This is a genomic window from Microbacterium sp. NRRL B-14842 (assembly GCF_050470785.1).
The window spans coordinates 496,887-519,160 of sequence record NZ_JBFLUM010000001.1 but is presented as its reverse complement, the minus strand read 5'-3'; the positions used below and the strand labels follow the sequence as shown (position 1 = coordinate 519,160).

Genomic DNA, 22,274 nt, shown 5'->3' with positions numbered 1-22,274 from the left:
GACCGGACAGGGTGTCAGGCGCCGGCGAGCGCCTCGGCCACGACGTCGAGGCCCTCGTTCAGCAGCTCGTCGCCGATGGACAGCGGCGGGAGGAAGCGGATGACGTTGCCGTACGTGCCGCAGGTGAGGACGATGACGCCCTGGGCGATGCACGCCTTGGCCACAGCAGCCGTGAGCGCGGCGTCCGGAGCGTTGGTCTCCGGGTCGACGAACTCGGCGGCGACCATCGCGCCGTGACCGCGGACGTCGCCGATGCGGGCGTCCTCGGCCTGGAGGGCGGTGAGGCGGCCGAGGAGGATCTCGCCGATCTCGCGGGCACGCTCGATGACGCCGTCGTTCTCGAACACGTCGATGGCCGCGAGCGCCGCGGCGCACGCGATAGGGTTGCCGCCGTAGGTGCCGCCGAGGCCACCGGAGTGCGACGCGTCCATGATCTCGGCGCGGCCGGTCACGGCGGCGAGCGGCAGCCCGCCCGCGATGCCCTTGGCGGTGGTGATGAGGTCGGGCTCGATGCCGAAGATCTCGCTGGCGAACATGTGTCCGGTGCGGGCGAACCCGGTCTGCACCTCGTCGGCGATGAAGACGACGCCGTTCGCGCGGCACCAGTCGACGATCGCGGGGAGGAAGCCATCGGCGGGGACGATGAAGCCCCCCTCGCCCTGGATCGGCTCGATGATGACGGCGGCGAGGTTGTCGGCGCCGATCTGCTTCTCGAGCTGGAGGATCACGCGGGCCGCGGCCTCGCCGCCCTCGAGCCCGTCGCGGAACGGGTACGACATCGGCGCGCGGTACACCTCGGGGGCGAACGGACCGAAGCCGCTCTTGTACGGCATCGACTTCGCGGTCAGCGCCATGGTGAGGTTCGTGCGGCCGTGGTAGCCGTGGTCGAACGCGACGACGGCCTGACGACCGGTGTGCTTGCGGGCGATCTTGATCGCGTTCTCGACAGCCTCGGCGCCGGAGTTGAACAGGGCGCTCTTCTTGGCGAAGTCGCCGGGGGTGACGCGGTTGAGCGCCTCGGCGACGCCGACGTACGACTCGTACGGCGAGATCATGAAGCAGGTGTGCGTGAACTGCGCCGCCTGCGCGGCCACGGCGGCGGCCACCTTCGGGTGCGCGTTGCCGACCGTGGTCACGGCGATGCCGGAGCCGAGGTCGATGAGCGAGTTGCCGTCGGCGTCGACGACCACTCCTCCCCCGGCTGCGACGGCGGCGACCGGCACCGTGTGACCGACACCGGCGGCGACCGCGTCCGCCTTGCGGGCGAGGACCTCGGCCGACCGCGGGCCGGGGAGTTCCGTGACGAGGCGACGCTCCTGCGGGAGGTCGGGGCCGCCGAGGGGGACTGCGGGTGCTGCGGTGTCGAGGAGAGCCATGTCGCGAGCGTACGGCGGCAGCGGAGACGCCCGCATTCGCCGGGTCGTACAATCGGAGAATTGATTTCGCCGTCTCGTACAACCGGAGATCGTATGGCCCCCGCCGATCCCTCCACGCTGTCCGCCCTGCTGCGCCGCCGGGATCTCGACCTGCGCCTCGTCTCCACCGCAGCGGATCTGCCGGACGGCGCGCTCGACCGGCCGCTGCGCTGGGTCCACAGCTCCGACCTCGCGGACCCGACGCCCTTCCTCGCGGAAGACCTCGTCCTCCTCACCACCGGCACGCAGTTCGACGACGCGGAGGCCATCGCCCCCTACGTCGTCCGGCTCGCCGAGCGCGGCGTGCTGGGGCTCGGATTCGGGACCGACGTGCATCGCTCGGGAACACCGGAAGAGTTGATCGCGGCGTGCGCCGACCAGGGCATCCCCCTGTTCGAGGTGCCGTACCGCACGCCGTTCATCGCCGTGGCCCGCGCGCACTCCGAGGCGATCGCGGCGCAGGCCTACGCCCGGCGCACCTGGGCGCTGGACACCCAGCGCGCCCTCGCCCTCGCCGCCCTCCGGCCGCGCGGGCTCGAGGCGATCATCACCGAACTCGGCCGTCGACTCCGCGCCTGGGCGGGCATGTTCGACGCGGCGGGCGACCTGATCGTCGCCCACCCCCGCGACGCCCTCTCGGCGACTGTCCGGGAAGGGCTCGGGACCCGGGTCCAGGAGATCCTCGACCGCGGACTCGAGGCGGGTCAGTCCCTCACCCTCGATGCGCACACCTTCATGCTCTTCACGGTGGGGCGGGGCGGGCACCTGCGCGGCGTCCTCGCCGTGGCGGCCGACGCCCTCGACCAGGAGGCCAGGGCCGTCGTCACCTCGGTCATCGCGATGGCGGGACTGGCGCGGGAGCAGAGCGAGCAGCTCGCCCGCGGCCGACGTCGGCTGCACACGCAGCTGCTGCGCTCGCTCCTGAGCGACGACCCCGGCCTCGCGCGCCGTGTCCTCGGCAGCCTTCCGCCCGCCCCCGTGGTGGTGGCGGTGACCGGGGATGCCCCGGCCGAGCCTCTCCTCGACTGGTGGGAGCGCCGACGGGTCGAGCACGGGACGCCCGCCTTCCTCGCGGACTCCGAGGACGGCGTGGTCATCTGCGTGTCCGCGGCCGACGAGGCTCTTCTCGACGACGCGGCCTCGCGCTTCAGCGCCCGCGTCGGCGTCTCGGCCCCGGAGGGGTACGACGCCTTCTCCCGCGCGCACGCCCAGGCGCTCATCGCTCTCCGACAGCCGGGCACGAGCGGCGCCGTCCGGTACGCCGACACGGTCGGATCCAGCCTGCTCACGGCGCTGGCGACGGATGAGGCCCGGCTCGTCGCGGAGTCGCGGCTCGCTCCGCTCCGGGAACACGACGCCGCCCACGGCACCGCGCTCGAACACGCGCTGCGGACCTGGCTCGACCACGACACGCGGGCCGAGCAGGCCGCGGCCGCCCTCGGCATCCACCGGCACACCCTCCGCTCCCGGGTCTCCCATGCCGGCGCCCTCCTCGGGGCCGACCTCACGACCTTCCCCGCCCGGGCCGAGGTGTGGGCGCTGCTGCAGACCGCCCGCGACTGACCCGGCCCCTTCCGTCCCCGCCTCCCCCCGCGTCACCTGCACGACCGCGCGACACCTGCACGACGGATCGGCCCGCCAGGTCGTGCCCGCGGACCGAGGTCGTGCAGCCGGAACCGCGGTCCCTCAGCCGTCGAGGTTGTCGGAGACCACTTCGAGAGCGTGTGCCCGAGCCTGGACGGCGGCGTCGCCGCGCGCGGAGGTGACCGCGGCCGCGAAGACCTCGGCGAACACGAGGAAGGCGACGCGGGAGGCGTGCTGCAGCTCTTCGCGGAAGCTCACCCCGGCCGGGGTGATGACGAGCGACAGGGAGGCCGCGTCGGTCAGCGCGGAGGACGCGAACGAGGTGAGTGCGATCACCGTCGCACCGCCGCGGGCGGCGGCGGTCGCGACACGCAGGCTCGCCTCATTGGCTCCGGACCCGCTGACGATGACGCACACGTCCTGCTCCGTGAGATGCCGGGCCGCGATCTGCTGGGCGATGGCGTCGGCGATGAACTCCGCCGGTCGCCCTGCCGCCGTGAGCCGCATCGCCAGATCGCTCGCGATCGGCGACGAGAGACCGTTCGCCAGGACCAGCACACGTCGCGCGGAAGCGGTCGCGGCGACTGCCGCGTCGACGGTCGCCGGGTCCAGGAGACTCGCCAGCACGGGGAGGGACGCCGCGACACGGTCGATCTCACCGCGCATCCGCCCCAGCACACCCGGCCCGTGATCGACCGCAGCGTCACCGCTCCCCCCGCCGAGCTCGGCGGCCAGCGCGACCCGGAGCTGCGGATAGCCGCGGTAGCCGAAGCCCTGGCACGCACGGACGACGGTGGCGCGGCCGACACCCGCCCGGTCGGCGAGCTCCTGCGCTGTCCACTCCACGACGGCGTCGGCGGAGTCCAGGATGAGCTCGGCCACCCGCCGCTCCGCGGGCTGCAAGGTGTTGCGGACCGCGGCGATGCGCACGGTCGGCGGAGCACTAGGGGCGAACACGGGCTCGGGCTCCCTCCATGATCCGGCGGCGGATCGCGCCGGATACCGCGTCGATCAGCATCGTCACCGCGACAACCACGATGAGCAGGACACCCACCGTCGACCACTCACGGTACTGGGTGTAGGAGGTGAGCATGTCACCGATGCCGCCGACGCCGATGAGGCCGAGGACGGCCGACGAGCGCACGTTGATCTCGAAGCGGTAGAGCCAGAACGACCAGAACGCCGGTTCCGCCTGTGGCCACACTCCCCATCGCAGCACCTGGAGAGTGCTGCCGCCGGCCGCGTGTGCCGCCTCGATCGGGCCACGGGGCACGGCTTCGACGGCCTCATAGCCCCATTTGCCGAGGGTGCCGATGCCGTTGAGTGCGAGCGCCAGGGCTCCCGTGAAGGGCGTGAGCCCTGTCACCGAGAGGATCACGATCGCGATGATGATCTCCGGGACCGCGCGGATGAGCGAGAACAGCCCGCGAAGCAGATTGCGCAGCCAGACCGGTCCGAAGCCGCGAGCGGCCAGCAGGCTCAGGGGTGTCGCGAGGAGGATGCCGAGCACCGTGCCGACCCAGGCCATCTCGATGCTCCGCCAGGTCTGCCACAGGGCCTCGGGGAGCTTCTCCCAGTTCGGGTCGCCGAACATGAGCACGGTGTAGCGGACGATCTCCGCCGGGAGATCGGCGAGGCGCGCCCAGGAGATGTCGATCGACCAGAAGGCCAGCACGATCACGGCGGTCACGAGGCCCCATCCGACGAGGAGCCAGGGGCGCCGAGGCCGGGCGGGGACGGCGGTGAGGGGCGCGGTCATACGAGCCTCCGCCGGACGGCGTCGGAGACCACGTCGATCACGATCACCACGATGAGGATCTCGAGGATGATGAGCGAGAGCTGGTCGTAGCGGTAGAACGTGCGGACGGCGTCGATGAGCAGCCCCATCCCGCCCGCGCCGACGAGTCCGAGCACGGTCGATGCGCGCACGTTGAGCTCGAAGACGTAGAGGGTCTGGTTCGCGAAGGCGGGCCAGGCGTCCGGAAGGGCGAGCGTCCGGTTGATCTGCATCTGCGTCGCGCCCACGGCCCGGCCGGCCTCGAGGGGCCCGCGGTCGTTCGTGTCGATGGCCTCGGAGACGAGCTTGACGATGATGCCGATGTTGAACAGGACCAGCGCCAGGATCCCGGGAAGGGCGCCGACGCCCACCATCGCCACGAGGATGGCGGCGTACAGCAGGTCGGGAACACTGCGCACGACGTTGAGGACCCCGCGCACGACCAGTCTCGCGCCCGTGTTCGGGTTCGTCGCCCGCGCCGCCCAGAAGCTCAGGGGCAAGGACACGGCGGCGCCCAGGGCGGTGGCGATGACCGCCATCTGCAAGGTCTCGATCAGCGGCGGGACCGTGCGCGGGAAGAACGACCAGTCGGGCACCAGCAGCTTCAGCACCTTGTCGGCGCCGTTCTGCCAGTTGCGCGCGATCGCGTCGAGGTCGACTCCGATGCCGACACCGGGCAGACACATCACGACCGTCACGGCGACCACACCCGCCAGGACAGCGGCTCCCTTCCAGGCACCGGGTGGGCGCGCGGGCACGTCGAGCGGTGCCACCGCGGTGTCCTGGTCGACGACGGGGGTCACGCGTCCAGCCGATCGTCCGAGGTGAGCGACCGGCCGTAGATGCCCTCGAAGTCCGCGTCCGAGGCACCGGCGGCGGGGCCGTCGTAGACGATCTCGCCCGCGCGCATGCCGATCATCCGGGCGCCGTATTCACGGGCGAGGTCGAGCAGGTGGAGGTTGACGAGCACCGTGATGCCGAGATCGCGGTTGATGCGCCGCAGGTCGTTCATCACGCCGTGCGCCGTGGGCGGGTCGAGGCTCGCCACCGGCTCGTCCGCCAGGACGACGCGAGGCTCCTGCGCCAGAGCGCGGGCGATCGCGACGCGCTGCTGCTGGCCGCCGGAGAGATCGGAGGCCCGCGCGTGCAGCTTGGGCAGGATCCCGACCCGGTCGAGCGCGTGGTACGCGCGCTGCCGGTCAACGTCAGGATAGGCACCGAGGAGTGTGCGCCACAGCGGCGTGTGGGCGAGACGCCCGACGAGCACGTTGTGCAGCACGCTGGCGCGACCGGCGAGGTTGAAGCCCTGGAAGACCATGCCGATGTCCCCCCGGAGCCGGCGCAGCGTGCGCGGGGAGGCGCCGCTGACGCGATGCCCGCCGACGTCGAGGGTGCCGGACGTGACCGGCACCAGGCCGTTGATCGTGCGGATGAGAGTCGACTTCCCCGAGCCGGAGAGCCCGACGACGGCGACCATCTCGCCCGCGGCGATCTCCAGTGAGACGCGGTTCAACCCGATCGTGCCGTTCGGATAGCGCACCGTCACATCGTCGAGACGGATGTTCCACGGCGTGGACGCCGCGGCCGGAGCCGCGGCGTCCACCGGGTGATGCGGAGCGGACAATTTACTGCAGCCCCAGGGCCTCGGCGGCCCGGGCGACGACGTCGAGCGACGCGGGGTCGGCCGGTGCGAGCTTGGTGATCGAGTAGATGCTCTCCAGGATCGTCGAGCCCTCCTCCGTGTTCGAGAACTCCTCGAGCGCGGTCGTGATGCGCTCCTGCAGCTCCGGGGACAGGTCGGCAGACAGAGCGACGCCGTCGTTCGGGATCTCCTCGGTCATGGCGAAGACGACGACCTTCTCCCCCACGTCCGGGGTGTCCTTCTGCACGATCGTGCGGGCGTCCCAGAAGCTGAAGCCCACCTCCGCGTCGCCGTTGTAGACGGCCAGCACGGACGCGTCGTTCGCAGTCACCGGGATCTGCTCGATGTCCGCGTCCGTGTCCAGGCCCGCCTCCTGGAGCGCGAGGATCGGGTAGATGTAACCGGCGGGGGACCCCGGGCCGAGGACGGCGACCTTCGCGCCCTCCACCTTGTCGATGCTGTCGAGACCGGCGGGTCCGGTCATGGCGTCGGCGCCGTTGCAGAAGAGCATCCCGTCACGCGCGACCGGCTCGTCCTCGCAGTACTTGTCGGGGTTGTTCGTCATGAACTGCGCCGGGTAGGTGATGTTGCCGTTGCGCTCGGTCTGCAACACGACGGACGCGTCGTACATGTCGTTCGCCTGCCAGAGCTGCAGCGACGGCAGGAAGCCGATCTGCGCCTGCCCCGCGCCCATCGCCTCGACCGCGGCCTGGTAGTCCTTCGAGACGACACCGGTCACCTCGATCCCGAGCTCTTCCGTGAGGTAGTCGGTCAGCGGGGCGGCTGTCTCCACGAGGCCGTCCTGGTCCTGCGACGGGACGAGGGCGAGGACGAGGGAGTCCGGATCCTCGGCGGGGGCGGCGGACGGGTCGGACCCGGCAGTGGTGCCGGAGCACCCGGCGAGCGCGACGGTCAGCAGGGCACCGGCGGCGGCGAGACCGAGAACCGGGCGGCGGAAGGGGGAGGTACGCATGATCATCCTTCGGTGGTGAGGGTGTGTGAAGTGGACGGAACGGAGGAGTCGGTGGCCCGCAGCCAAGCCTCGAGCTGCGGTGCGAGAGTGGCGAAGTCGGCCGCGCGGAAGGTCGGGGTCGCTGCCGGGTCGGCGAAGCCCCCGATCAGCGCGGTGGCGTGGCCGCGGGCGTGTGCGGGAGCGAGATCGTTTCGCCACATGTCGCCGATGCTCAGGATGCGGGCATCGGGCGGCAGCGCATCGAGGACCTTCTCCATCCCGGCGGGCTTGCGGGCATCGGTCACGATGCGGTCGAACAGTCCCGCGAGCCCGAGGTGCTCCAGAGCCTCCGGAAGACGCAGGGCGGGGGCGTTGGTCACCAGCACGCGCTCCGCTACGGGGCCGGCGGTCCGAAGGAACTCGACCAGGCCGCTCGGGACCGTGACCGGAGCCGCAGCCGTGGCGAGCTGGGCGCGGCTCGCCAGGTAGGCCGCGCTGAGCACGGCACCGTCGGCGCCGAAGCTGTCCGCCGCGCGGCGGACGACGTCGTACCCGTCGACGGCGTCGGGGCCCGCGACGGCGAGCGCGACGCGGACGTCGTCGACGAACCGCTCCGACGCGCCCAGCGCGGTGGCCACATGTCGGGCGTAGGCGAGGACAGGGCCGTCGCCGAGCGCGATCGTGCCGTCGAAGTCGAAGAGGAGGATGGTGGTCACGGGGTTCCTTCCGTGCGGACGCTCCGTCCAGCATGGGCAAACGACATGGACGGAACGCCCACAGCGCATGAACGCCGCGTGAACACTCCGTCCACGTCGTTCCCGTATGGTGAACGCCGTGTCCGAACTCGCTGCCCTCATGCACGCCGCCGACCGCGCCGCGACCAGCACCCCGGTCGCCGCGCAGAGCGCGATCGACGCGTTGCCCTGGCTCGATGCCTCACTCCGGGCTGATCGCGATGCGAGGCGCTTCGCCGCGTGGGGCCGGTCGACCGCCGTCGACGAGAACACCGGCACGGGCGTCATCGCGCCCGCCCTGTTCGACGAACTCCACCGGCGCGCGGGCCTGCCGGCGACCTGGCCGGTCGGTAACGCCGGGCTCCTGCACTGCTACGGCTACCTGCTCTCGCGGGAGCCCACCCCCTACGGCCTCAAGAGCGACCGCTGGCTGACCCCGGCGCTGGCTGTCGCCTGCGGACTCCCCGAGGACGCCTTCCTCCCCTGGCTCCCCGGTCCGACACTCCTGGCCCGAGCGACCGCCGCGGCCGCCGCCCTGTCCGCAGGCCTGCACGGATCCACGGTCGCCGTCGCCGGCCGCGAGAGTCGGGTCTTTCTGAGCGCGTCGGAGGGGCCGGCGGCCCTGGCCTACGCGGTCGCACCATCGCCGGGGCTCCCCCCGCTCCCGGTCACGCTCTTCCCCGTGACCGACGCGGCGGCGATCCTCACCGAGTTCCCCACGCTGCCGCGACTCCGCTGGAACGCGGCGTAGTCAGCGCCTCGCGAACGTGCGCCGCTCCGCGGCGAGAAGCCGCCGCGAGGCCGCGACATCCGCGGCGGTCCGGGCGACGAGCTCCTCGACCCCATCGAAACGGAGCGTCGGCCGGAGCAGCGCGACGAGCTCGACCGACAGCAGCTGCCCGTAGAGGTCGCGGTCGATGTCGTGGAGGTGCACCTCGAGACGCCGCGCCCGGTCGCCGCAGAACGTCGGATTGACGCCGACGCTCGCCGTCGCCTCCCACCGCCGGTCGTCGCCGGGCAACAGCGCCCACGCCGCGTAGATCCCATCGTCGGGCAGCAACCGCTCGGACAGGGCGAGATTCGCGGTCGGGAAGCCGAGCAGCCGACCGCGACCGTCGCCGGGGACGACCAGGCCGGAGAGCACCCGGGGCGCCGGTCCGCTCACACGTCTCCGGCGGGCGAGATGGCACGGTAACGGCTCTGGTGGAACACGAGCGGCTCGACGCCGTCGAAGAGCGTCACATCCTGGATCTCGTAGAGCGCGATCTCGTGGTCACCACCGTCGAACGTGCTGTGCAGCCGGCACGTGAGCCAGAGCGCGGCGTCGTCGATCAGCACGGCCCCACCCTCCGAGCGATGCCACGCATGGCCGCCGAACCGGTCGCCTTCGCGCGCGGACAGCGAGCGGCTGAGCGGCTCATGGTGCGCCGCGAGGACACTCATCCCCAGTTCGGGGACGGCGCGCAGCACGGGCCACGTCTTCGAGGTGCGCGCGGCGCTGACGGCGACGAGGGCGGGCTCCAGCGAGATCGAGGTGAAGGAGTTGACCGCCATACCGACGGCGCGGTCCTCGACGTGCGCGGCCAGCGCGACCACACCGGTCGGGTAGACGGAGAAGGCGCGACGGAGAGCGCGGTCCCGCGGCAGGGCGTCGGTCACGGCAGTGGTCATCACGAAGTCCTTTCGATAGTCAACTTTGACTAGTCTGAATTATATGCATTTTTGACCATGCAAACAACAGGTTCCACCGCACCGAACCGTTAGCATGAAGCGCATGTCGACCACCCGCCTCGTCGTCCTCGGTGCCGTCAAGCAGTTCCAACCGGTGCACGGCTACTTCCTGCGCCGCGAGCTCATGACCTGGCACGTCGACGAGTGGGCGCACATCCAGCCCGGTTCGATCTACAACGCCCTCCGCGCGCTCGAAGTCGACGGCTACGTGGCGGAGAGCGGCACCGAGACGGAGGGCAAGCGCCCCGCGCGCACCACCTACCGCATCACCCCGGCCGGCGAGGTGGAGCTGCAGCGCATGCTGCGCGAGAACCTCTGGAACGTCGCGGCCTTCGACACCCAGGCGATCATGACCGTGGCCTCGTTCATGTTCGTCCTCAGCCGGCAGGAGGTCATCGCCGGCCTCGAGCACCGGCTCATCAAGAGCGACGCGATCATCACGCAGAACGGCTTCGACGTGCAGGACACCCTGCGCTCGGAGACGACCCCGGAGTACGTGCGCGAGATCTTCGACCTCTCCACCGCCCGACTCACCGCCGAGAAGGAGTGGCTCCTGACGCTGCTGGAGCGGCTGCGTGCCGGAGCGTACACATTCGCCGGCGAGACGGCGGAGACCACCCCTACGCGCTGATACCGCCGCGCCCAGCGCGGACTCAGCGCCGCGCTACCAGAGCCTCCAGAGCGGTGACGGACAGCGCCGGAGTGGTCGCCCCACGGTGACGGGCGACGATCGCCCCCGCGGCACAGGCGCGGACGAGAGCGTGCTCGATGTCGTGACCCTGAGCGAGCCCCGCAGCGAGGGCGCCGCAGAAGGCATCCCCGGCTCCCGTCGTGTCGACGGCGTCGATGCGGAAGGCCGGCACGTGCACGCCGGGGCGCCCTGGCCGATGCAGCGTCACACCGGCGGCCCCCTCCGTGAGCACGACCGCCCCGGCGCCGGCGCCGAGGAGCCGCTCGACGCCGCCGAGTTCCGCGCACTCCGTCTCGTTCACGACCAGCACGTCCACCTCCGGCAGCAGGTCGACGGCGGCGGGGTGCGCGGGGGCGGCGTTGAGGATCGTGAGGGTCCCGGAGGCATGTGCGGCGGCCAGGGCGGCGGCGACCGCGGCGAAGGGCACCTCGAGCTGAGTGAGCATCACGGCCGCCCCGACGGTCCCGGCCACGGCGTCTTCCGGAGTGAGCTCGCCGTTCGCCCCCGCCGCCACGAGGATGCTGTTGTCGCCGTCGTCGAAGGCCAGCACGTGCGCGACCCCGGTCGGCGCGGACGCGGAGCGGCGGAGCGCGGCGTCCACTCCCGCCTCCGTCAGCGCCGCCTCCAGAACGGCGCCGGCCTCGTCCGCTCCGACGACGCCGCAGAACGTGGTCACGGCTCCCGCGCGGGCCGCGGCGACAGCCTGGTTCAGACCCTTGCCACCGGGGAAGCGGCCTCCGGCCCGGCCGAGCAGCGTCTCACCGACGCGGGGAGGACGCGACACCTCGACCACGAGGTCGAGGTTCGCGCTCCCCACGACGGCGACGCCGGCGAGGCTGTCAGACACGGGCCATCGTCCGCCGGAACGACGACCCGATGTGGGAGTCGGCGAGCGCGGGCGTCGGGGTGCCCATCAGCCGTTCCCGCAGCGACTCCGGCTCGGCTGCGGGGTCGGCGATCGCCCCGCGCTCCTTGAGGATCGGCAAGACGTGCTCGATGAAGTCGGCGGTCGAGGCCGGCGGGATCACCGGAGCGAAGAGGAAGCCGTCGAGGTCGGCGCCGTCGGCGAGCTCCATCATCCGGTCCGCCACCTGCTCCGGCGTGCCCACGATCGGGCGGGCGCCCACGCCGTGCGCGTGCCAGTCGGCCAGGACATCGCCCACCGTCTTGTCGGCGAAGCGCGCGACCTGCGTCTGCGAGAGTTCGGTGCGGAGCTCGGACATCGGCGTGCGCGGGTCGTACGACGACAGGTCGAGACCGGTGAACCAGGCGTAGGAGGCGACGGTGACCTCGGGATTCTGCGCATCGGCGACCTCCGCGTAGGTGCGGCGGGCCTCCTCCTCGGTGCTGCCGACGACCGCGGCGAACGCCGACATGATCTTCACCTCGTGCGCCGCACGGCCGTTCTTCACCGCCTCCTCGCGGATCGCCGAGGAATGCGTGCGGAGCTGCTCGACCGAGCCGCTCCCGACGAAGATCGCCTCGCCGTGCTTGCCGCCGAACTCGCGACCGGCGGGCGACGCCCCGGCCTGGAACAGCACCGGCGTGCCCTGCGGCGAGCGCTGCGTGTTGCCGTAGCCGTGCGAGCGGAAGTAGGGCCCGTCGTGCGCGATGCGGTGGACCTTGGCCGGGTCGGCGAAGCGACCGGACTTGTCGCGCTCCAGCGCCCCTTCCTCCCAGGCCCCCTCCCACAGCTTGTAGACGACCTGCATGAAGTCGTCCGCCATCAGATAGCGCTCGTCGTGTCCCACCATCGGCACGCCGAAGCCCTGCACCGCGGTGTCGGCGGTGCCGGTGGTGACGACGTTCCAGCCGATCCGGCCCCCGGACAGGATGTCGAGAGTGGCCAGGCGTCGGGCGAAGGAGTACGGCGGCTCGAGCAGGGTCGACCCGGTGGCGACCAGGCCCAGGCGGGTGGTCTCCGGGATGAGGGCGGCGAGGATGATCGCCGGGTCGAGCCGCGGCAGATCCAGGCCCTCGACGGAGCAGATCTCCGGCCGCTCACCGGCGACGTCGGCCCAGCCCCACGCGTCGGCGAGGAAGAGGAAGTCGAAGCCCGCGTTCTCGACCAGGCGCGCGGTGTCGCGCCAGTAGTCGAGCTTGTCGAAGAGGTAGCGCCGATTGTCGGGGTGGCGCCAGGTCGCGGTGCCGGAGTCGTTCGCCTGGGCGTTCTCGAAGAGTCCGAGCCGCAGGGTCTTCACGGGGTGCTGAGCGGTCATGGCGGATGCCTTCCTGGGAGTGGGGGATGGAGTCGTTCGGAGTTTCCGGGCACGCCGGGGGAACCCGGGGGCGCGGGGTCGCGCCCCCGGGACCGGGGGTCGTGCGGTCAGCCCTTCGCGGTGACCTCGCCGTCGCTCCACCACAGGACGCGCCGGCGCACGACCGCGAGGAGCACGATGAGGAGCACCCCGAGCAGGCAGAGCAGAGCGATGCTCGCCCAGGTCACGGGCAGGTTCGCCTGTGCCGCCGAGGTGGTGACGAGGGAGCCGAGACCGGCCTGCTGACCGGCCGCGACGAACTCGGCCACGGCGGCGCCGACGACGGCGAGGGGCAGTGCGATCCGCAGACCGGCGAACACGTACGGCATGCTGCCGGGGAACCGCAGCTCGCGGAAGATCTCCCACCGCGAGGCGTGCAGCGTCGTGAACACGTCGAGCGCCTTCTGGTCCACGTCGCGGAGGCCGGCGAGCGAGTTCACGAGCATGGGGAAGAAGACCACGAGTCCTGTGACGATGAACTTCGGCACCATGCCGAACCCGAAGGCGACGACCAGCGCCGGGGCGATCGCGACGATCGGCGTCACCATCACGATGATGACCAGCGGCATGACGGCCCGCTCGATGATCTGGAACTCGGCCATCACGACGGCCAGCAGGAAGCCCGCCAGTATGCCGGCGGAGGCCCCGACGACGACCTCCAGCAGCGTCACGAGGAAGTTCGACCAGTACATGCCCGCGTCCTCGACGAGGCTGGCGCCGATGGCCTCCAGCGTCGGCAGGACGTACGGGTTGGTCCACGCCACGATCTGCCAGAGCAGAGCCGCGATCACGAACGTGATCAGGGTCGGTCCCCACGAGCCCCAGCGGAGCCAGCCGGGGATGCCGCGGCGGGGCTGCGCCTTCAGCCGCGCCGTGGCGAGGGTGGCGGTGGTGTCTCTCATCGTCAGCTCAGACATGGGCCTTCTCCGTCTGCGCGCGCAGCGCACCGCGCACGACTGCCTCCAGGTCGCGGAACTCGTCCGTCGCGTACGCCTCCTCGGTGCGCGGTCGCGGGAGGTTCACATCGATCACCTCGGCGATGCGGCCAGGGTGGGCCGCCATCACCACGATCCGGTCGGAGAGCATGATCGCCTCCGGCACCGAGTGCGTCACGAACATCACGGCCTTGCGGTTCGACTGCCAGAAGTCCAGCAGGGCGATGCGCTGCAGGTCGCGGTTCATCTCGTCGAGGGCCGAGAACGGCTCGTCCATCAGCATGATCGCCGGGTCGAACACGAAGGCCCTGGCGATGGCGGCGCGCTGCTGCATACCGCCGGAGAGCTGCCCCGGGTACTTCTTCAGCGCATGGCCGAGCCCGAAGGTCGACAGCAGCTCGGCGGGGTCGCGGAGGGCGCGGTCGCCGTTGGCCCCGCGGTTGATCCGCACGGGGAGCTCGACGTTCTCGCGCACCGTCTTCCACGGCAGGAGCGCCGGGGACTGCGGGACGAGACCGATCTTCTTGTCGCGGGAGGCCGCCGTGACGCTCTCGCCGTCGATCGTGACGGTGCCGGAGTCGGCGTCGAGGAGTCCGGCGACCACCTTGAGCAGCGTGGACTTGCCGCACCCGCTGGGCCCGATCACCGACACGAATTCGCCCATGCCGATCGTGAGGCTCACATCGTCGAGCACCGTCACCTGGGCTCCGTCGACGCCGAAGGACTTCGAGACGTTCCTGACCTCGACGCCCGCGCCGTGTGCCGCGGTCATCACTTCTCCGCCCAGACGAGGGTGTCGCCGTCGTACAGGTCCGCCACGAGATCCGGGTCCATCATGTCGGCGATGGCGGGGAGGTCCTTGACGTCGCCGTACTCCTGCACGATCTCGTACTCGGGCTGCCACATGTCCTCGGTCTGCACGCCGGGGTTGCCGCCCGCGCTCTCGCGCACCCAGGCCGACTCGACCTCCCACGTACGGGCGAGCTGATCGCGCGGGAACGCCGCACCCTGGCCGTTCTCCTCCGCGAGGGCCGCCAGCATGTCGATGCATTCGTCCGCCTCGTCGAGGCAGAACTGCAGGGCCTTGAGGCTCGCGCGCATGAAGTCGGCGGCGACCTCACGGTGCTCGTCGAGGAAGCGCGAGTTCACCTCCATGACGTTGTACGTGCCCTCGACGCCCAGGTCGGAGGGCAGGAACTCGCTGAACGGGAGGTCCTGTGCCGTGAGGGTCTGCGGCTGGTTGGAGGCGTAGCCGACGATCGCGTCGACCTGCTCGCGCACGACGACGGTCGGGTCGTAGTTGGTCATCTTCACCATCTCGACCTTCGAGACGTCCACCCCGGCCTCATCGAGCATGGCCGAGGCGATGGGCGTGAGGTTGATGAAGTACCCCAGCGAGCCGCCTTCGAGGTCGGTGAGGTCGGCGAGCTTCTCGTTGCCGAAGATCGAGAACGGCGGGGTCGTGCCGTAGGTCGCTACCGCGGTGAGGTTCTTGCTGTTCGCCGCGGCGAGCATCACATCGGAGGCGGAGCCGAGAGCGGTGAACTGCGCCTGCCCGGAGGCGACGAGCTGCTGCCCGTTCGCACCGGACGCGTTGATCTCCACGTCGAGGCAGAGGTCGTCGAAGTAGCCCAGCTCCTTCGCCAGGAACACGTCGAGCTGCCCGGCGCTGGCGGAGTAGCCGTAGCCGGAGATGTAGGTGATGGTGCCGGCATCCTGGTTGCGCTGGCAGGCGTCGCTGCCGCCCGCGCTCGTGGGGGCGGTATCGCCGCCGGGCGCCGGCGAGGAGCATGCTCCGAGCGTCAGCGTGGCGGCGAGAACGCACGTCAGGGTGGCAGTGGTGCGGAATCGGGTTTCCGCAGAGGAAGTAGCCATGAGGGTCCCTTCTCGGCCGTTCGTCATTGATGGCTCGATGAAACTAACATAGTCAATCTTGACTAAGCAAGATCAAACTAACTCCATCCGCACGATCCGGTGACGGATGCACGACTCCCCCGGGCCTCGGCTCGTGCGCGCGCAACACGGTCGTGCATCCGTGGCCCGGGGAGAGAACGAGAAGGAACAGTGTCCAGGACGGGACGGGACGGGCGGATTCAGACCGGGGTCGAGCGGAGCGGCCAGGCGGGCCACCAGCCGTCGTCGAGCCCGCGCAGCAGGGCGGCCGTGCGCTCTCGCGCCTCCGCGGGCATCTCCGGAGCGGGGCCTGAGCTGCTCTCCCGCCGCTCGCCGTCCGGCGACCGGATCTCGGTGTACAGCCACGCGCGGCGGCCGACGGGATACTTCTCCCGGAAGCCACCGGCGGCGACCGACAGCAGGATCCGCTCCAGCTCGTCCGCCGCCGTCTCGGCGGTCTCGTCGCAGGCATCGCAGATGCACGACGGCACGATCGCGTGGAAGTGGGCGCCCGCCTCGACGCTGACGGAGGGAACGGTCGGCGTGATGACGACTCGCGCACCGCGCGCCGGTTCGAGCACGACGCGCTCCGTCCCGTCCTCCCCCGACTCTCGCCGCGCCTCGACCTCGTACTCGCGGGAGAGGTGCTCGACGAGCGCGTCGACCACGAGAAGCAGCGGTGCGAAGCGCTCCGGGTGGCTCTCCCGAGAGTACGACTCCTCCGGCGCGATGCCATCGGGCCAGCGGCGTCCGTAACGGATGACCTCGCCGCGGTCGTCGTGGAAGGTCAGGGGCGGGAGAGCGGGCCGGACATACGCGCGCGCCGGGACGACGACGACCGCGGGAGCGGAATCCTCCGCGGACAGCGCTCTCATCTCCTCGTCATCGATGTCGTCCTGCTCCCACGACGCGAGCATCTGCAGGAACGCATCCCGCTGGTCGGGCTGCTGCACCATCCCCTGCACGAGACCCGCGACCGGGATGGAGAGGGTGTTCGTCCCGATCTCCGGCTCGCTCGTCATCCGCCAGGTCGCGGCCGGGTGCACGACCGCGATGACGTTGCCGACGAAGCGCGCGGCGGCCGCCGCGAGGTCCGGGCGGTCGAGGATCTCCGGACGCGCTGCCACCACATCCCACGTCGCCGCGAGGTCGTCGGCCAGCAGCGCGGGGTCGATCCCGAGGCCCCGCAGGAAGTCTGCGAACGGCTCGAAACCGTCGACGAAGCGGACCGGCCGCGGGGCCTCCGCCGGCGGGGGCATCCACAGGATCGCGGCGGCACCCGCCTCGGGCATCGGGCCGAAGGGGCCGGGGAAGACGGCACTGCTCATCGACCGAGCGTACCGAGCGGGATCACCGGGGCGCGTGGGACTCCAGGAACTCGTACACATCGGTCGTGTCCACGCCGGGGAAGGCACCGGTGGGCAGCGTCGCCAGCAGCGTGCGCGGGGTCTTCACGTTGGGCCAGGAGTTCTCGCGCCACCGCTCCTCCAGCTCGGCGGGAGCCCGACGGCAGCACACCTCGACCGAGTGCTTCGACACACCGCGGTGCGGGGTGTCCCTGCCGACGAACCACTTCGTGTCATCGAACCGCACCCCGACGCTCACCGAGTGCAGACCCTCGCTCGATGCCTCCACACGGGCGGTGCACCAGTAGGTGCCGTTCCCGGTGTCGGTGTACTGGTAGTAGGGGTTGAAGCGGTCGTCCTCGTCGAACACCACCCGGGAGGTCCACCGGCGGCAGCACATCTGCCCCTCGATGGCGCCGAGCCGGTCGGTCGGGAAGTTCACGTCGTCATTTTCATACGCCTTGGTGATGGTGCCCGACTCATGCACCTTGAGGAAGTGCACGGGGATGTCGAGGTGCCGCGTCGCGAGGTTCGTGAACCGGTGCGCCGCCGTCTCATACGACACCGAGTACGCGTCACGGAGGTCTTCGATGGAGATCGCCCTCCGCTGCTTGGCATCCTGCAACGCGGGGACGACGTGCGCCTCCGGGATGAGCAGGGCACCGGTGAGGTAGTTCGTCTCCACCCGCTGCCGGAGGAACTCGGCGTAGCTGCGCGGCTCGGAGTGCCCCAGGATGCGGCTCGACAGCGCCTGCAGCACCGCGGTGCGTGCGTCTCCCTTCGCCGGGACGCTGCTCGACAGGTACAGCCGGCCGTTGGCGAGGTCGGCGACGCTGCGGGTCGTCTGCGGCAGGTCGGGGGCGTAGTGGAGGGTGAAGCCGAGATGGGCCGCGATCTCCGAGGCGGTGCGCTGGGTCAGCGGTCCCCCGGGATGGCCGACGGCCGCGAGGATCTCGGCCGCCTTCGCCTCCAGCTCGGCGAAGTGGTTGTCCTGCCGGCGCATCAGATGCCGCAGTTCGACGTTGGCGCGCCGGGCCTCCTCCGGGGTCGCGGCGCGCTCGTCCTTGAGTCGGTCGATCTCCCCCTGCAGCGCCAGCAGGGCCTTCAGCGCCTCCGTCGGCACACTCTTGGCGATGCGGAACGGCGCAATGCCCAGCGCCTGGAACGTCTGCCCCTTCATCGCGCGCTCCAGGGCGATCTCGATCGCGCTGCGCTCGTCGAGCGGCTCCCCCGTGAGCAGCGCGTCGATGGTCACCCCGAGCGCGCGGGCGATCGCCTGGAGCTGCGTGAGCTTGGGCTCGCGCTTGCCCGTCTCGATCATCGACATCTGGCTCGGCGCCCGCTCGACCGCGGCCGCGAGCTCTTCAAGCGTCAGGCCCCGCGCGGTGCGCAGCTGGCGGATGCGCCGCCCGACAGTGAGGGCGTCGGTCTCTTCCGTGGTGTCGTCCATGTCGGCTCCTCTCAGCCCACCGCCGTCCGCGTCGGTGCGGGATCGGGAACGCTCCTCGCGAGGCCGGGCCGGGGTCTTTCCTGATCCCGCGAGGCCGCGTGAGCGGTGCGTGCGGGCCGAGTCTGTCACGAAAACAGAAATTCAGGCAAACTTCTCCTCGATTCGGCACCGGACAGGCGCAGAACTTCACACAGAGTGGAGGCACGCCATCGGCACCGACGCCGATTCCCATCCGAGGAGACACCATGACGAACACCGCAGCGACCCCCACCCCGCGCCCCGCCGGCCTGCGCGCCGGCGATCAGGTCCAGACGGCGGCGGAGCTCCAGGAGATCTGGGACACCGACCCGCGCTGGGACGGTGTCGAGCGCACGTACTCCGCCGAAGACGTCGTCCGCATCCGCGGCTCGGTCCGCGAGGACGCTACCCTCGCCCACCGCGGTGCGGAGAACCTCTGGAACCTCCTGCACACGGAGGACTACATCCGGGCGCTCGGCGCCTACACCGGCGGCCAGGCCGTGCAGCAGGTGCGCGCCGGCCTGAAGGCCATCTACCTCTCCGGATGGCAGGTCGCCGCCGACGGCAACCTCGCCGGACAGACCTACCCCGACCAGTCGCTCTACCCGGCGAACTCGGTCCCGGCGGTCGTGCGTCGCATCAACAACGCCCTGCTCCGGCAGGACCAGCTCGAGCACGCCGAGGGCGAGATCACGCAGGACTGGCTCGCGCCGATCGTCGCCGACGCCGAGGCCGGCTTCGGCGGACCGCTGAACGCCTACGAACTCGCGCAGTCGCTCATCCAGTCCGGTGCCGCCGGCATCCACTGGGAGGACCAGCTCGCGAGCGAGAAGAAGTGCGGCCACCTCGGCGGCAAGGTGCTCGTGCCCACGCAGCAGCACATCCGCACGCTCAACGCGGCCCGTCTCGCGGCGGACGTCGCCGGCGTTCCGACCGTCATCATCGCCCGCACCGACGCCCTCGCCGCCGATCTGCTCACGAGCGACGTCGACGAGCGCGACCGGGAGTTCACCACCGGCGAGCGCACGTCCGAGGGCTTCTACCGGGTCCGCCCCGGCATCGAGTCGGTCATCAGCCGCGGCCTCGCCTTCGCCCCGTACGCCGACCTGCTCTGGGTCGAGACCGGAGAGCCGGACATCGAGCTGGCCCGGGAGTTCGCCACAGCAATCCACGCGCAGTTCCCCGGTAAGCTCCTGGCCTACAACTGCTCCCCGAGCTTCAACTGGAAGCGCCACCTGTCGGACGCCGAGATCGCGACGTTCCAGCAGGAGCTGGCAGACCTGGGCTACAAGTTCCAGTTCATCACCCTGGCCGGGTTCCACGCCCTGAACCACTCCATGTTCGACCTCGCCCGCGGTTACGCCGAGCGCGCCATGAGCGCCTACGTCGAGCTGCAGGAGGCGGAGTTCGCCGCCGAAGCCGACGGGTACACCGCCACCAAGCACCAGCGCGAGGCGGGCACCGGCTACTTCGACGTCATCTCCACCGCGCTCAACCCCGACAGCGCCACCCTCGCCCTCGCCGGCTCCACCGAGACCGCCCAGTTCCACTGATCCCCGTTTTCTCCCCCCACTTCCCCCGAGACCCCAGGTTCTCGTCGAGACCCCGCCCCGCACACGCCGGGAGCCCGGGGTCTCGACGACAACCCGGGGGCTCGGCATAAGGCAAAGGACACCATCATGACCACCGCACCGATGCAGACGACCCGACAGGGCCCCGCGATCGAGATCGCCGGGCCCATGCGCGACCGCTACGACGAGATCCTGACCCCGGAGGCGATCGCCTTCCTCACCGAACTCCACCACCGGTTCGCCTCCCGCCGCCACGACCGGCTGGCCGACCGGATGCGTCGCCGCTTCGAGATCGGCAACGGACACGACCCGCAGTTCCGAGAGGACACCGCGCACATCCGCCAGGACACCACCTGGCGGGTCGCCGGCGCCGGACCGGGGCTCGAGGACCGCCGCGTCGAGATCACCGGGCCCACCGATCCGAAGATGACCGTCAACGCCCTGAACTCCGGGGCGCGGGTGTGGCTCGCCGATCAGGAGGACGCCACGAGCCCCACCTGGAAGAACGTCATCGAGGGGCAGCTGTCCCTCCGCGACGCGATCCGCGACGAGCTCTCCTTCACCTCCCCCGAGGGCAAGGAGTACCGGGTCACCGCCGAGCGCACCCCCACGATCGTGATGCGCCCCCGTGGCTGGCATCTGCCGGAGAAACACCTCACCTTCATCGACCGCGCCGGCCGGCCCACGTCGGCATCCGGCTCCCTGGTCGACTTCGGTCTCTACTTCCTGCACAACGCGCAGGCGCTGATCGAGGCCGGCCGCGGACCGTACTTCTACATCGCCAAGCTCGAGTCCAGCGAAGAGGCGAAGCTGTGGGACGACGTCTTCTCCTTCAGCGAGGAGTACATCGGCATCCCGCACGGCACCATCCGCGCGACCGTGCTGATCGAGACCCTGCCGGCCGCGTTCGAGATGGATGAGATCCTGTACGAGCTGCGCGACCACTGCGCGGGCCTCAACGCCGGACGCTGGGACTACATCTTCTCCATCATCAAGAACTACCGCGGCCGCGGCGCCCGCTTCGTGCTCCCCGACCGCAGCGAGGTCACGATGACGGTGCCCTTCATGCGGGCGTACACCGAGCTCCTCGTGCAGACCTGCCACAAGCGCGGAGCCTTCGCGATCGGCGGCATGAGCGCGTTCATCCCGAACCGCCGCGACCCCGAGGTGACGGCGCGCGCGGTCGAGAAGGTGTCGGCTGACAAGAAGCGCGAGGCCGGCGACGGCTTCGACGGCACCTGGGTCGCCCACCCCGACCTGATCCCGACGGCGCAGGCCGAGTTCGACGCCGTGCTCGGCGACCGCCCGAACCAGGTCGACCGTCAGCGCGACGACGTGCACGTGGAGGCGCGCGACCTGCTCGACCTGCACATCGGTCGTCCGATCACCGCGCAGGGCGTGCGGGACAACGTGTCCGTCGCCATCCGCTACCTGGAGGCGTGGCTGCGCGGACTCGGCGCCGTGGCCATCGACAACCTCATGGAGGACGCCGCGACCGCGGAGATCAGCCGCTCGCAGGTGTGGCAGTGGATCCATCAGGACCGCACCACGCAGGACGGCACGGCCATCACGGTCGAGTACGTCGAGGGGCTGATCGCGGACGTGCTCAGCGAGGTCGACAGGCGCGAGGGCGACCGCTTCGACGACGCCGCCGAGATCTTCCGCGAGGTCGCGCTCCGCGAGGAGTTCCCCACCTTCCTCACCCTGGGCGCCTACAGCCGGTTCCTGGTCGACGAGGACTGACGACGCGAGGATGCCGCAGGCCGTGGGGTCTGCGGCATCCCCGCGTCGTGCCCGGCCCGCTCCCTCCCTGCCGGGCGTAGCCTGGAGCCATGAGCGACGTATGGAGCAGCATCGCCGAGGAGTTCCTGCACCTCTATCCGCGCGGACGACGACTGCTCGCGGTCGCTGGCGCGGATGCCGAGCGCTCCCGCGCAGCCGCGGACGACCTCGCGACAGCCTTGACCACGGCGGGCCAGACCGTCGAGCGTGCGCACACCGTTGACGGGGACGAAGCCGCCCTCCGCGCCGACGTGGTGGGCCCCTTCCGGGCCACGGACAGCGGAGCTGTGCTCCTCGTGTCCGGCCCGGGCCCGATCGTGGCTCCGAGTACGCGCGGGATGTGGAACTACGTCCTCTGGCAGCTCGCGGGAGACGAGCCCCCGCACACCGCGGCGAACGCCCTGGTCGACGTGACCGATCCGGCCCATCCCACCCGGCGTTTCGCCGACTACTGCGCAGTCCCCTCCTCGTTCGAGACCTGAGTCGCCGCCCGCC

General features: G+C 71.0%; 22 protein-coding genes. 6 read left to right on the top strand and 16 right to left on the bottom strand.

Annotated elements, in window-relative coordinates:
• Nucleotides 1–14 precede the first annotated feature (14 nt).
• Nucleotides 15–1,376, bottom strand: a complete 1,362-nt coding sequence (gabT, locus tag AB1285_RS02635; RefSeq protein ID WP_268776686.1) for a 4-aminobutyrate--2-oxoglutarate transaminase — start codon at nucleotides 1,374–1,376, stop codon at nucleotides 15–17.
• 93 nt (nucleotides 1,377–1,469) lie between these two features.
• On the opposite strand from gabT, the gene AB1285_RS02630 reads away from it, so the two are divergent.
• Nucleotides 1,470–2,978 carry a PucR family transcriptional regulator gene (locus AB1285_RS02630; protein WP_268776685.1) on the top strand — a complete coding sequence of 503 codons (1,509 nt, stop codon included), beginning with the start codon at nucleotides 1,470–1,472 and terminating at the stop codon, nucleotides 2,976–2,978.
• A gap of 123 nt (nucleotides 2,979–3,101) precedes the next feature.
• Here AB1285_RS02630 and AB1285_RS02625 read toward each other — a convergent pair whose 3' ends face one another.
• The 6 genes from AB1285_RS02625 to AB1285_RS02600 are packed head-to-tail and all read right to left on the bottom strand — an operon-like array spanning nucleotide 3,102 to nucleotide 8,086.
• Nucleotides 3,102–3,956 (bottom strand): MurR/RpiR family transcriptional regulator, encoded by an 855-nt coding sequence (locus AB1285_RS02625; RefSeq protein WP_363446779.1) that lies wholly within the window; start codon nucleotides 3,954–3,956, stop codon nucleotides 3,102–3,104.
• Nucleotides 3,943–4,758 carry a phosphonate ABC transporter, permease protein PhnE gene (gene phnE / locus AB1285_RS02620; RefSeq protein WP_268776683.1) on the bottom strand — a complete coding sequence of 272 codons (816 nt, stop codon included), beginning with the start codon at nucleotides 4,756–4,758 and terminating at the stop codon, nucleotides 3,943–3,945. Before phnE (AB1285_RS02620) ends, AB1285_RS02625 begins: the two co-directional genes overlap by 14 nt.
• Nucleotides 4,755–5,549: a phosphonate ABC transporter, permease protein PhnE gene (gene phnE / locus AB1285_RS02615; RefSeq protein WP_363590150.1), complete on the bottom strand. Its 795-nt coding sequence runs from the start codon at nucleotides 5,547–5,549 to the stop codon at nucleotides 4,755–4,757. Before phnE (AB1285_RS02615) ends, phnE (AB1285_RS02620) begins: the two co-directional genes overlap by 4 nt.
• A gap of 26 nt (nucleotides 5,550–5,575) precedes the next feature.
• Nucleotides 5,576–6,379, bottom strand: a complete 804-nt coding sequence (gene phnC / locus AB1285_RS02610) for a phosphonate ABC transporter ATP-binding protein (protein ID WP_370429043.1) — start codon at nucleotides 6,377–6,379, stop codon at nucleotides 5,576–5,578.
• Between the two features lie 22 nt (nucleotides 6,380–6,401).
• Nucleotides 6,402–7,391, bottom strand: coding sequence for a phosphate/phosphite/phosphonate ABC transporter substrate-binding protein (gene phnD, locus AB1285_RS02605; RefSeq protein WP_280564663.1), 990 nt, complete (start codon nucleotides 7,389–7,391; stop codon nucleotides 6,402–6,404).
• A gap of 2 nt (nucleotides 7,392–7,393) precedes the next feature.
• The gene (locus tag AB1285_RS02600) at nucleotides 7,394–8,086 is read right to left on the bottom strand and encodes an HAD family hydrolase (protein ID WP_187662206.1); all 693 of its coding nucleotides are present in this window, start codon (nucleotides 8,084–8,086) and stop codon (nucleotides 7,394–7,396) included.
• 118 nt (nucleotides 8,087–8,204) lie between these two features.
• Here AB1285_RS02600 and AB1285_RS02595 point away from each other — a divergent pair, with 118 nt between their 5' ends.
• Nucleotides 8,205–8,855, top strand: coding sequence for an amino acid deaminase (locus AB1285_RS02595; protein WP_370429044.1), 651 nt, complete (start codon nucleotides 8,205–8,207; stop codon nucleotides 8,853–8,855).
• Here AB1285_RS02595 and AB1285_RS02590 read toward each other — a convergent pair whose 3' ends face one another.
• Nucleotides 8,856–9,269, bottom strand: coding sequence for a riboflavin kinase (locus AB1285_RS02590; RefSeq protein WP_370429045.1), 414 nt, complete (start codon nucleotides 9,267–9,269; stop codon nucleotides 8,856–8,858).
• Complete coding sequence (locus tag AB1285_RS02585; protein ID WP_187662209.1) at nucleotides 9,266–9,775, bottom strand: flavin reductase family protein; 510 nt, start codon at nucleotides 9,773–9,775, stop codon at nucleotides 9,266–9,268. The genes AB1285_RS02590 and AB1285_RS02585 overlap by 4 nt, the downstream gene beginning before the upstream one ends.
• Before the next feature lie 103 nt (nucleotides 9,776–9,878).
• On the opposite strand from AB1285_RS02585, the gene AB1285_RS02580 reads away from it, so the two are divergent.
• Nucleotides 9,879–10,466 (top strand): PadR family transcriptional regulator, encoded by a 588-nt coding sequence (locus AB1285_RS02580; RefSeq protein ID WP_187662210.1) that lies wholly within the window; start codon nucleotides 9,879–9,881, stop codon nucleotides 10,464–10,466.
• Nucleotides 10,467–10,488: 22 nt separating this feature from the next.
• Here the strand turns inward: AB1285_RS02580 and AB1285_RS02575 are convergent, their stop codons facing one another.
• The 7 genes from AB1285_RS02575 to AB1285_RS02545 all read right to left on the bottom strand — a co-directional run bounded on the left by AB1285_RS02575 (nucleotide 10,489) and on the right by AB1285_RS02545 (nucleotide 18,408).
• On the bottom strand, nucleotides 10,489–11,373 hold the full coding sequence (locus AB1285_RS02575; RefSeq protein ID WP_187662211.1) for a ribokinase: 885 nt from the start codon (nucleotides 11,371–11,373) through the stop codon (nucleotides 10,489–10,491).
• A complete protein-coding gene (locus AB1285_RS02570) occupies nucleotides 11,366–12,745 on the bottom strand; it encodes an NtaA/DmoA family FMN-dependent monooxygenase (protein ID WP_370429046.1) in 1,380 nt (459 codons plus the stop codon). Before AB1285_RS02570 ends, AB1285_RS02575 begins: the two co-directional genes overlap by 8 nt.
• A gap of 107 nt (nucleotides 12,746–12,852) precedes the next feature.
• Entirely contained in the window at nucleotides 12,853–13,701 is an 849-nt protein-coding gene (locus AB1285_RS02565; RefSeq protein WP_280564651.1) for an ABC transporter permease, read from the bottom strand.
• Nucleotides 13,694–14,491: an ABC transporter ATP-binding protein gene (locus AB1285_RS02560; RefSeq protein ID WP_187662214.1), complete on the bottom strand. Its 798-nt coding sequence runs from the start codon at nucleotides 14,489–14,491 to the stop codon at nucleotides 13,694–13,696. Before AB1285_RS02560 ends, AB1285_RS02565 begins: the two co-directional genes overlap by 8 nt.
• Nucleotides 14,491–15,594, bottom strand: a complete 1,104-nt coding sequence (locus tag AB1285_RS02555; protein ID WP_370429047.1) for an ABC transporter substrate-binding protein — start codon at nucleotides 15,592–15,594, stop codon at nucleotides 14,491–14,493. The genes AB1285_RS02560 and AB1285_RS02555 overlap by 1 nt, the downstream gene beginning before the upstream one ends.
• 218 nt (nucleotides 15,595–15,812) lie before the next feature.
• The gene (locus AB1285_RS02550) at nucleotides 15,813–16,940 is read right to left on the bottom strand and encodes a DUF6226 family protein (RefSeq protein WP_370429048.1); all 1,128 of its coding nucleotides are present in this window, start codon (nucleotides 16,938–16,940) and stop codon (nucleotides 15,813–15,815) included.
• A 22-nt stretch (nucleotides 16,941–16,962) separates the two neighbouring features.
• Nucleotides 16,963–18,408 carry a helix-turn-helix transcriptional regulator gene (locus AB1285_RS02545; protein WP_259954416.1) on the bottom strand — a complete coding sequence of 482 codons (1,446 nt, stop codon included), beginning with the start codon at nucleotides 18,406–18,408 and terminating at the stop codon, nucleotides 16,963–16,965.
• 245 nt (nucleotides 18,409–18,653) lie between these two features.
• Between AB1285_RS02545 and aceA the strand changes: the two genes are divergently transcribed.
• The 3 genes from aceA to AB1285_RS02530 all read left to right on the top strand — a co-directional run bounded on the left by aceA (nucleotide 18,654) and on the right by AB1285_RS02530 (nucleotide 22,261).
• Nucleotides 18,654–19,979, top strand: coding sequence for an isocitrate lyase (gene aceA, locus AB1285_RS02540; RefSeq protein ID WP_268776671.1), 1,326 nt, complete (start codon nucleotides 18,654–18,656; stop codon nucleotides 19,977–19,979).
• A gap of 126 nt (nucleotides 19,980–20,105) precedes the next feature.
• Entirely contained in the window at nucleotides 20,106–21,740 is a 1,635-nt protein-coding gene (gene aceB, locus AB1285_RS02535) for a malate synthase A (RefSeq protein WP_280564643.1), read from the top strand.
• A gap of 89 nt (nucleotides 21,741–21,829) precedes the next feature.
• Complete coding sequence (locus tag AB1285_RS02530) at nucleotides 21,830–22,261, top strand: hypothetical protein (RefSeq protein ID WP_259954419.1); 432 nt, start codon at nucleotides 21,830–21,832, stop codon at nucleotides 22,259–22,261.
• Nucleotides 22,262–22,274: the final 13 nt, after the last annotated feature.

Bases quoted from the DNA above. Each gene is read 5' to 3' on its own strand.
- phnD (WP_280564663.1), bottom strand. From the start codon at position 7,391: ATGCGTACCTCCCCCTTCCGCCGCCCGGTTCTCGGTCTCGCCGCCGCC.
- AB1285_RS02570 (WP_370429046.1), bottom strand. From the start codon at position 12,745: ATGACCGCTCAGCACCCCGTGAAGACCCTGCGGCTCGGACTCTTCGAG.
- AB1285_RS02530 (WP_259954419.1), top strand. From the start codon at position 21,830: ATGAGCGACGTATGGAGCAGCATCGCCGAGGAGTTCCTGCACCTCTAT.
- gabT (WP_268776686.1), bottom strand. From the start codon at position 1,376: ATGGCTCTCCTCGACACCGCAGCACCCGCAGTCCCCCTCGGCGGCCCC.
- aceB (WP_280564643.1), top strand. From the start codon at position 20,106: ATGACCACCGCACCGATGCAGACGACCCGACAGGGCCCCGCGATCGAG.
- AB1285_RS02545 (WP_259954416.1), bottom strand. From the start codon at position 18,408: ATGGACGACACCACGGAAGAGACCGACGCCCTCACTGTCGGGCGGCGC.
- phnE (WP_268776683.1), bottom strand. From the start codon at position 4,758: ATGACCGCGCCCCTCACCGCCGTCCCCGCCCGGCCTCGGCGCCCCTGG.
- AB1285_RS02585 (WP_187662209.1), bottom strand. From the start codon at position 9,775: ATGACCACTGCCGTGACCGACGCCCTGCCGCGGGACCGCGCTCTCCGT.
- AB1285_RS02550 (WP_370429048.1), bottom strand. From the start codon at position 16,940: ATGAGCAGTGCCGTCTTCCCCGGCCCCTTCGGCCCGATGCCCGAGGCG.
- AB1285_RS02555 (WP_370429047.1), bottom strand. From the start codon at position 15,594: ATGGCTACTTCCTCTGCGGAAACCCGATTCCGCACCACTGCCACCCTG.
- AB1285_RS02580 (WP_187662210.1), top strand. From the start codon at position 9,879: ATGTCGACCACCCGCCTCGTCGTCCTCGGTGCCGTCAAGCAGTTCCAA.
- AB1285_RS02560 (WP_187662214.1), bottom strand. From the start codon at position 14,491: ATGACCGCGGCACACGGCGCGGGCGTCGAGGTCAGGAACGTCTCGAAG.
- aceA (WP_268776671.1), top strand. From the start codon at position 18,654: ATGACGAACACCGCAGCGACCCCCACCCCGCGCCCCGCCGGCCTGCGC.
- AB1285_RS02565 (WP_280564651.1), bottom strand. From the start codon at position 13,701: ATGTCTGAGCTGACGATGAGAGACACCACCGCCACCCTCGCCACGGCG.
- AB1285_RS02630 (WP_268776685.1), top strand. From the start codon at position 1,470: ATGGCCCCCGCCGATCCCTCCACGCTGTCCGCCCTGCTGCGCCGCCGG.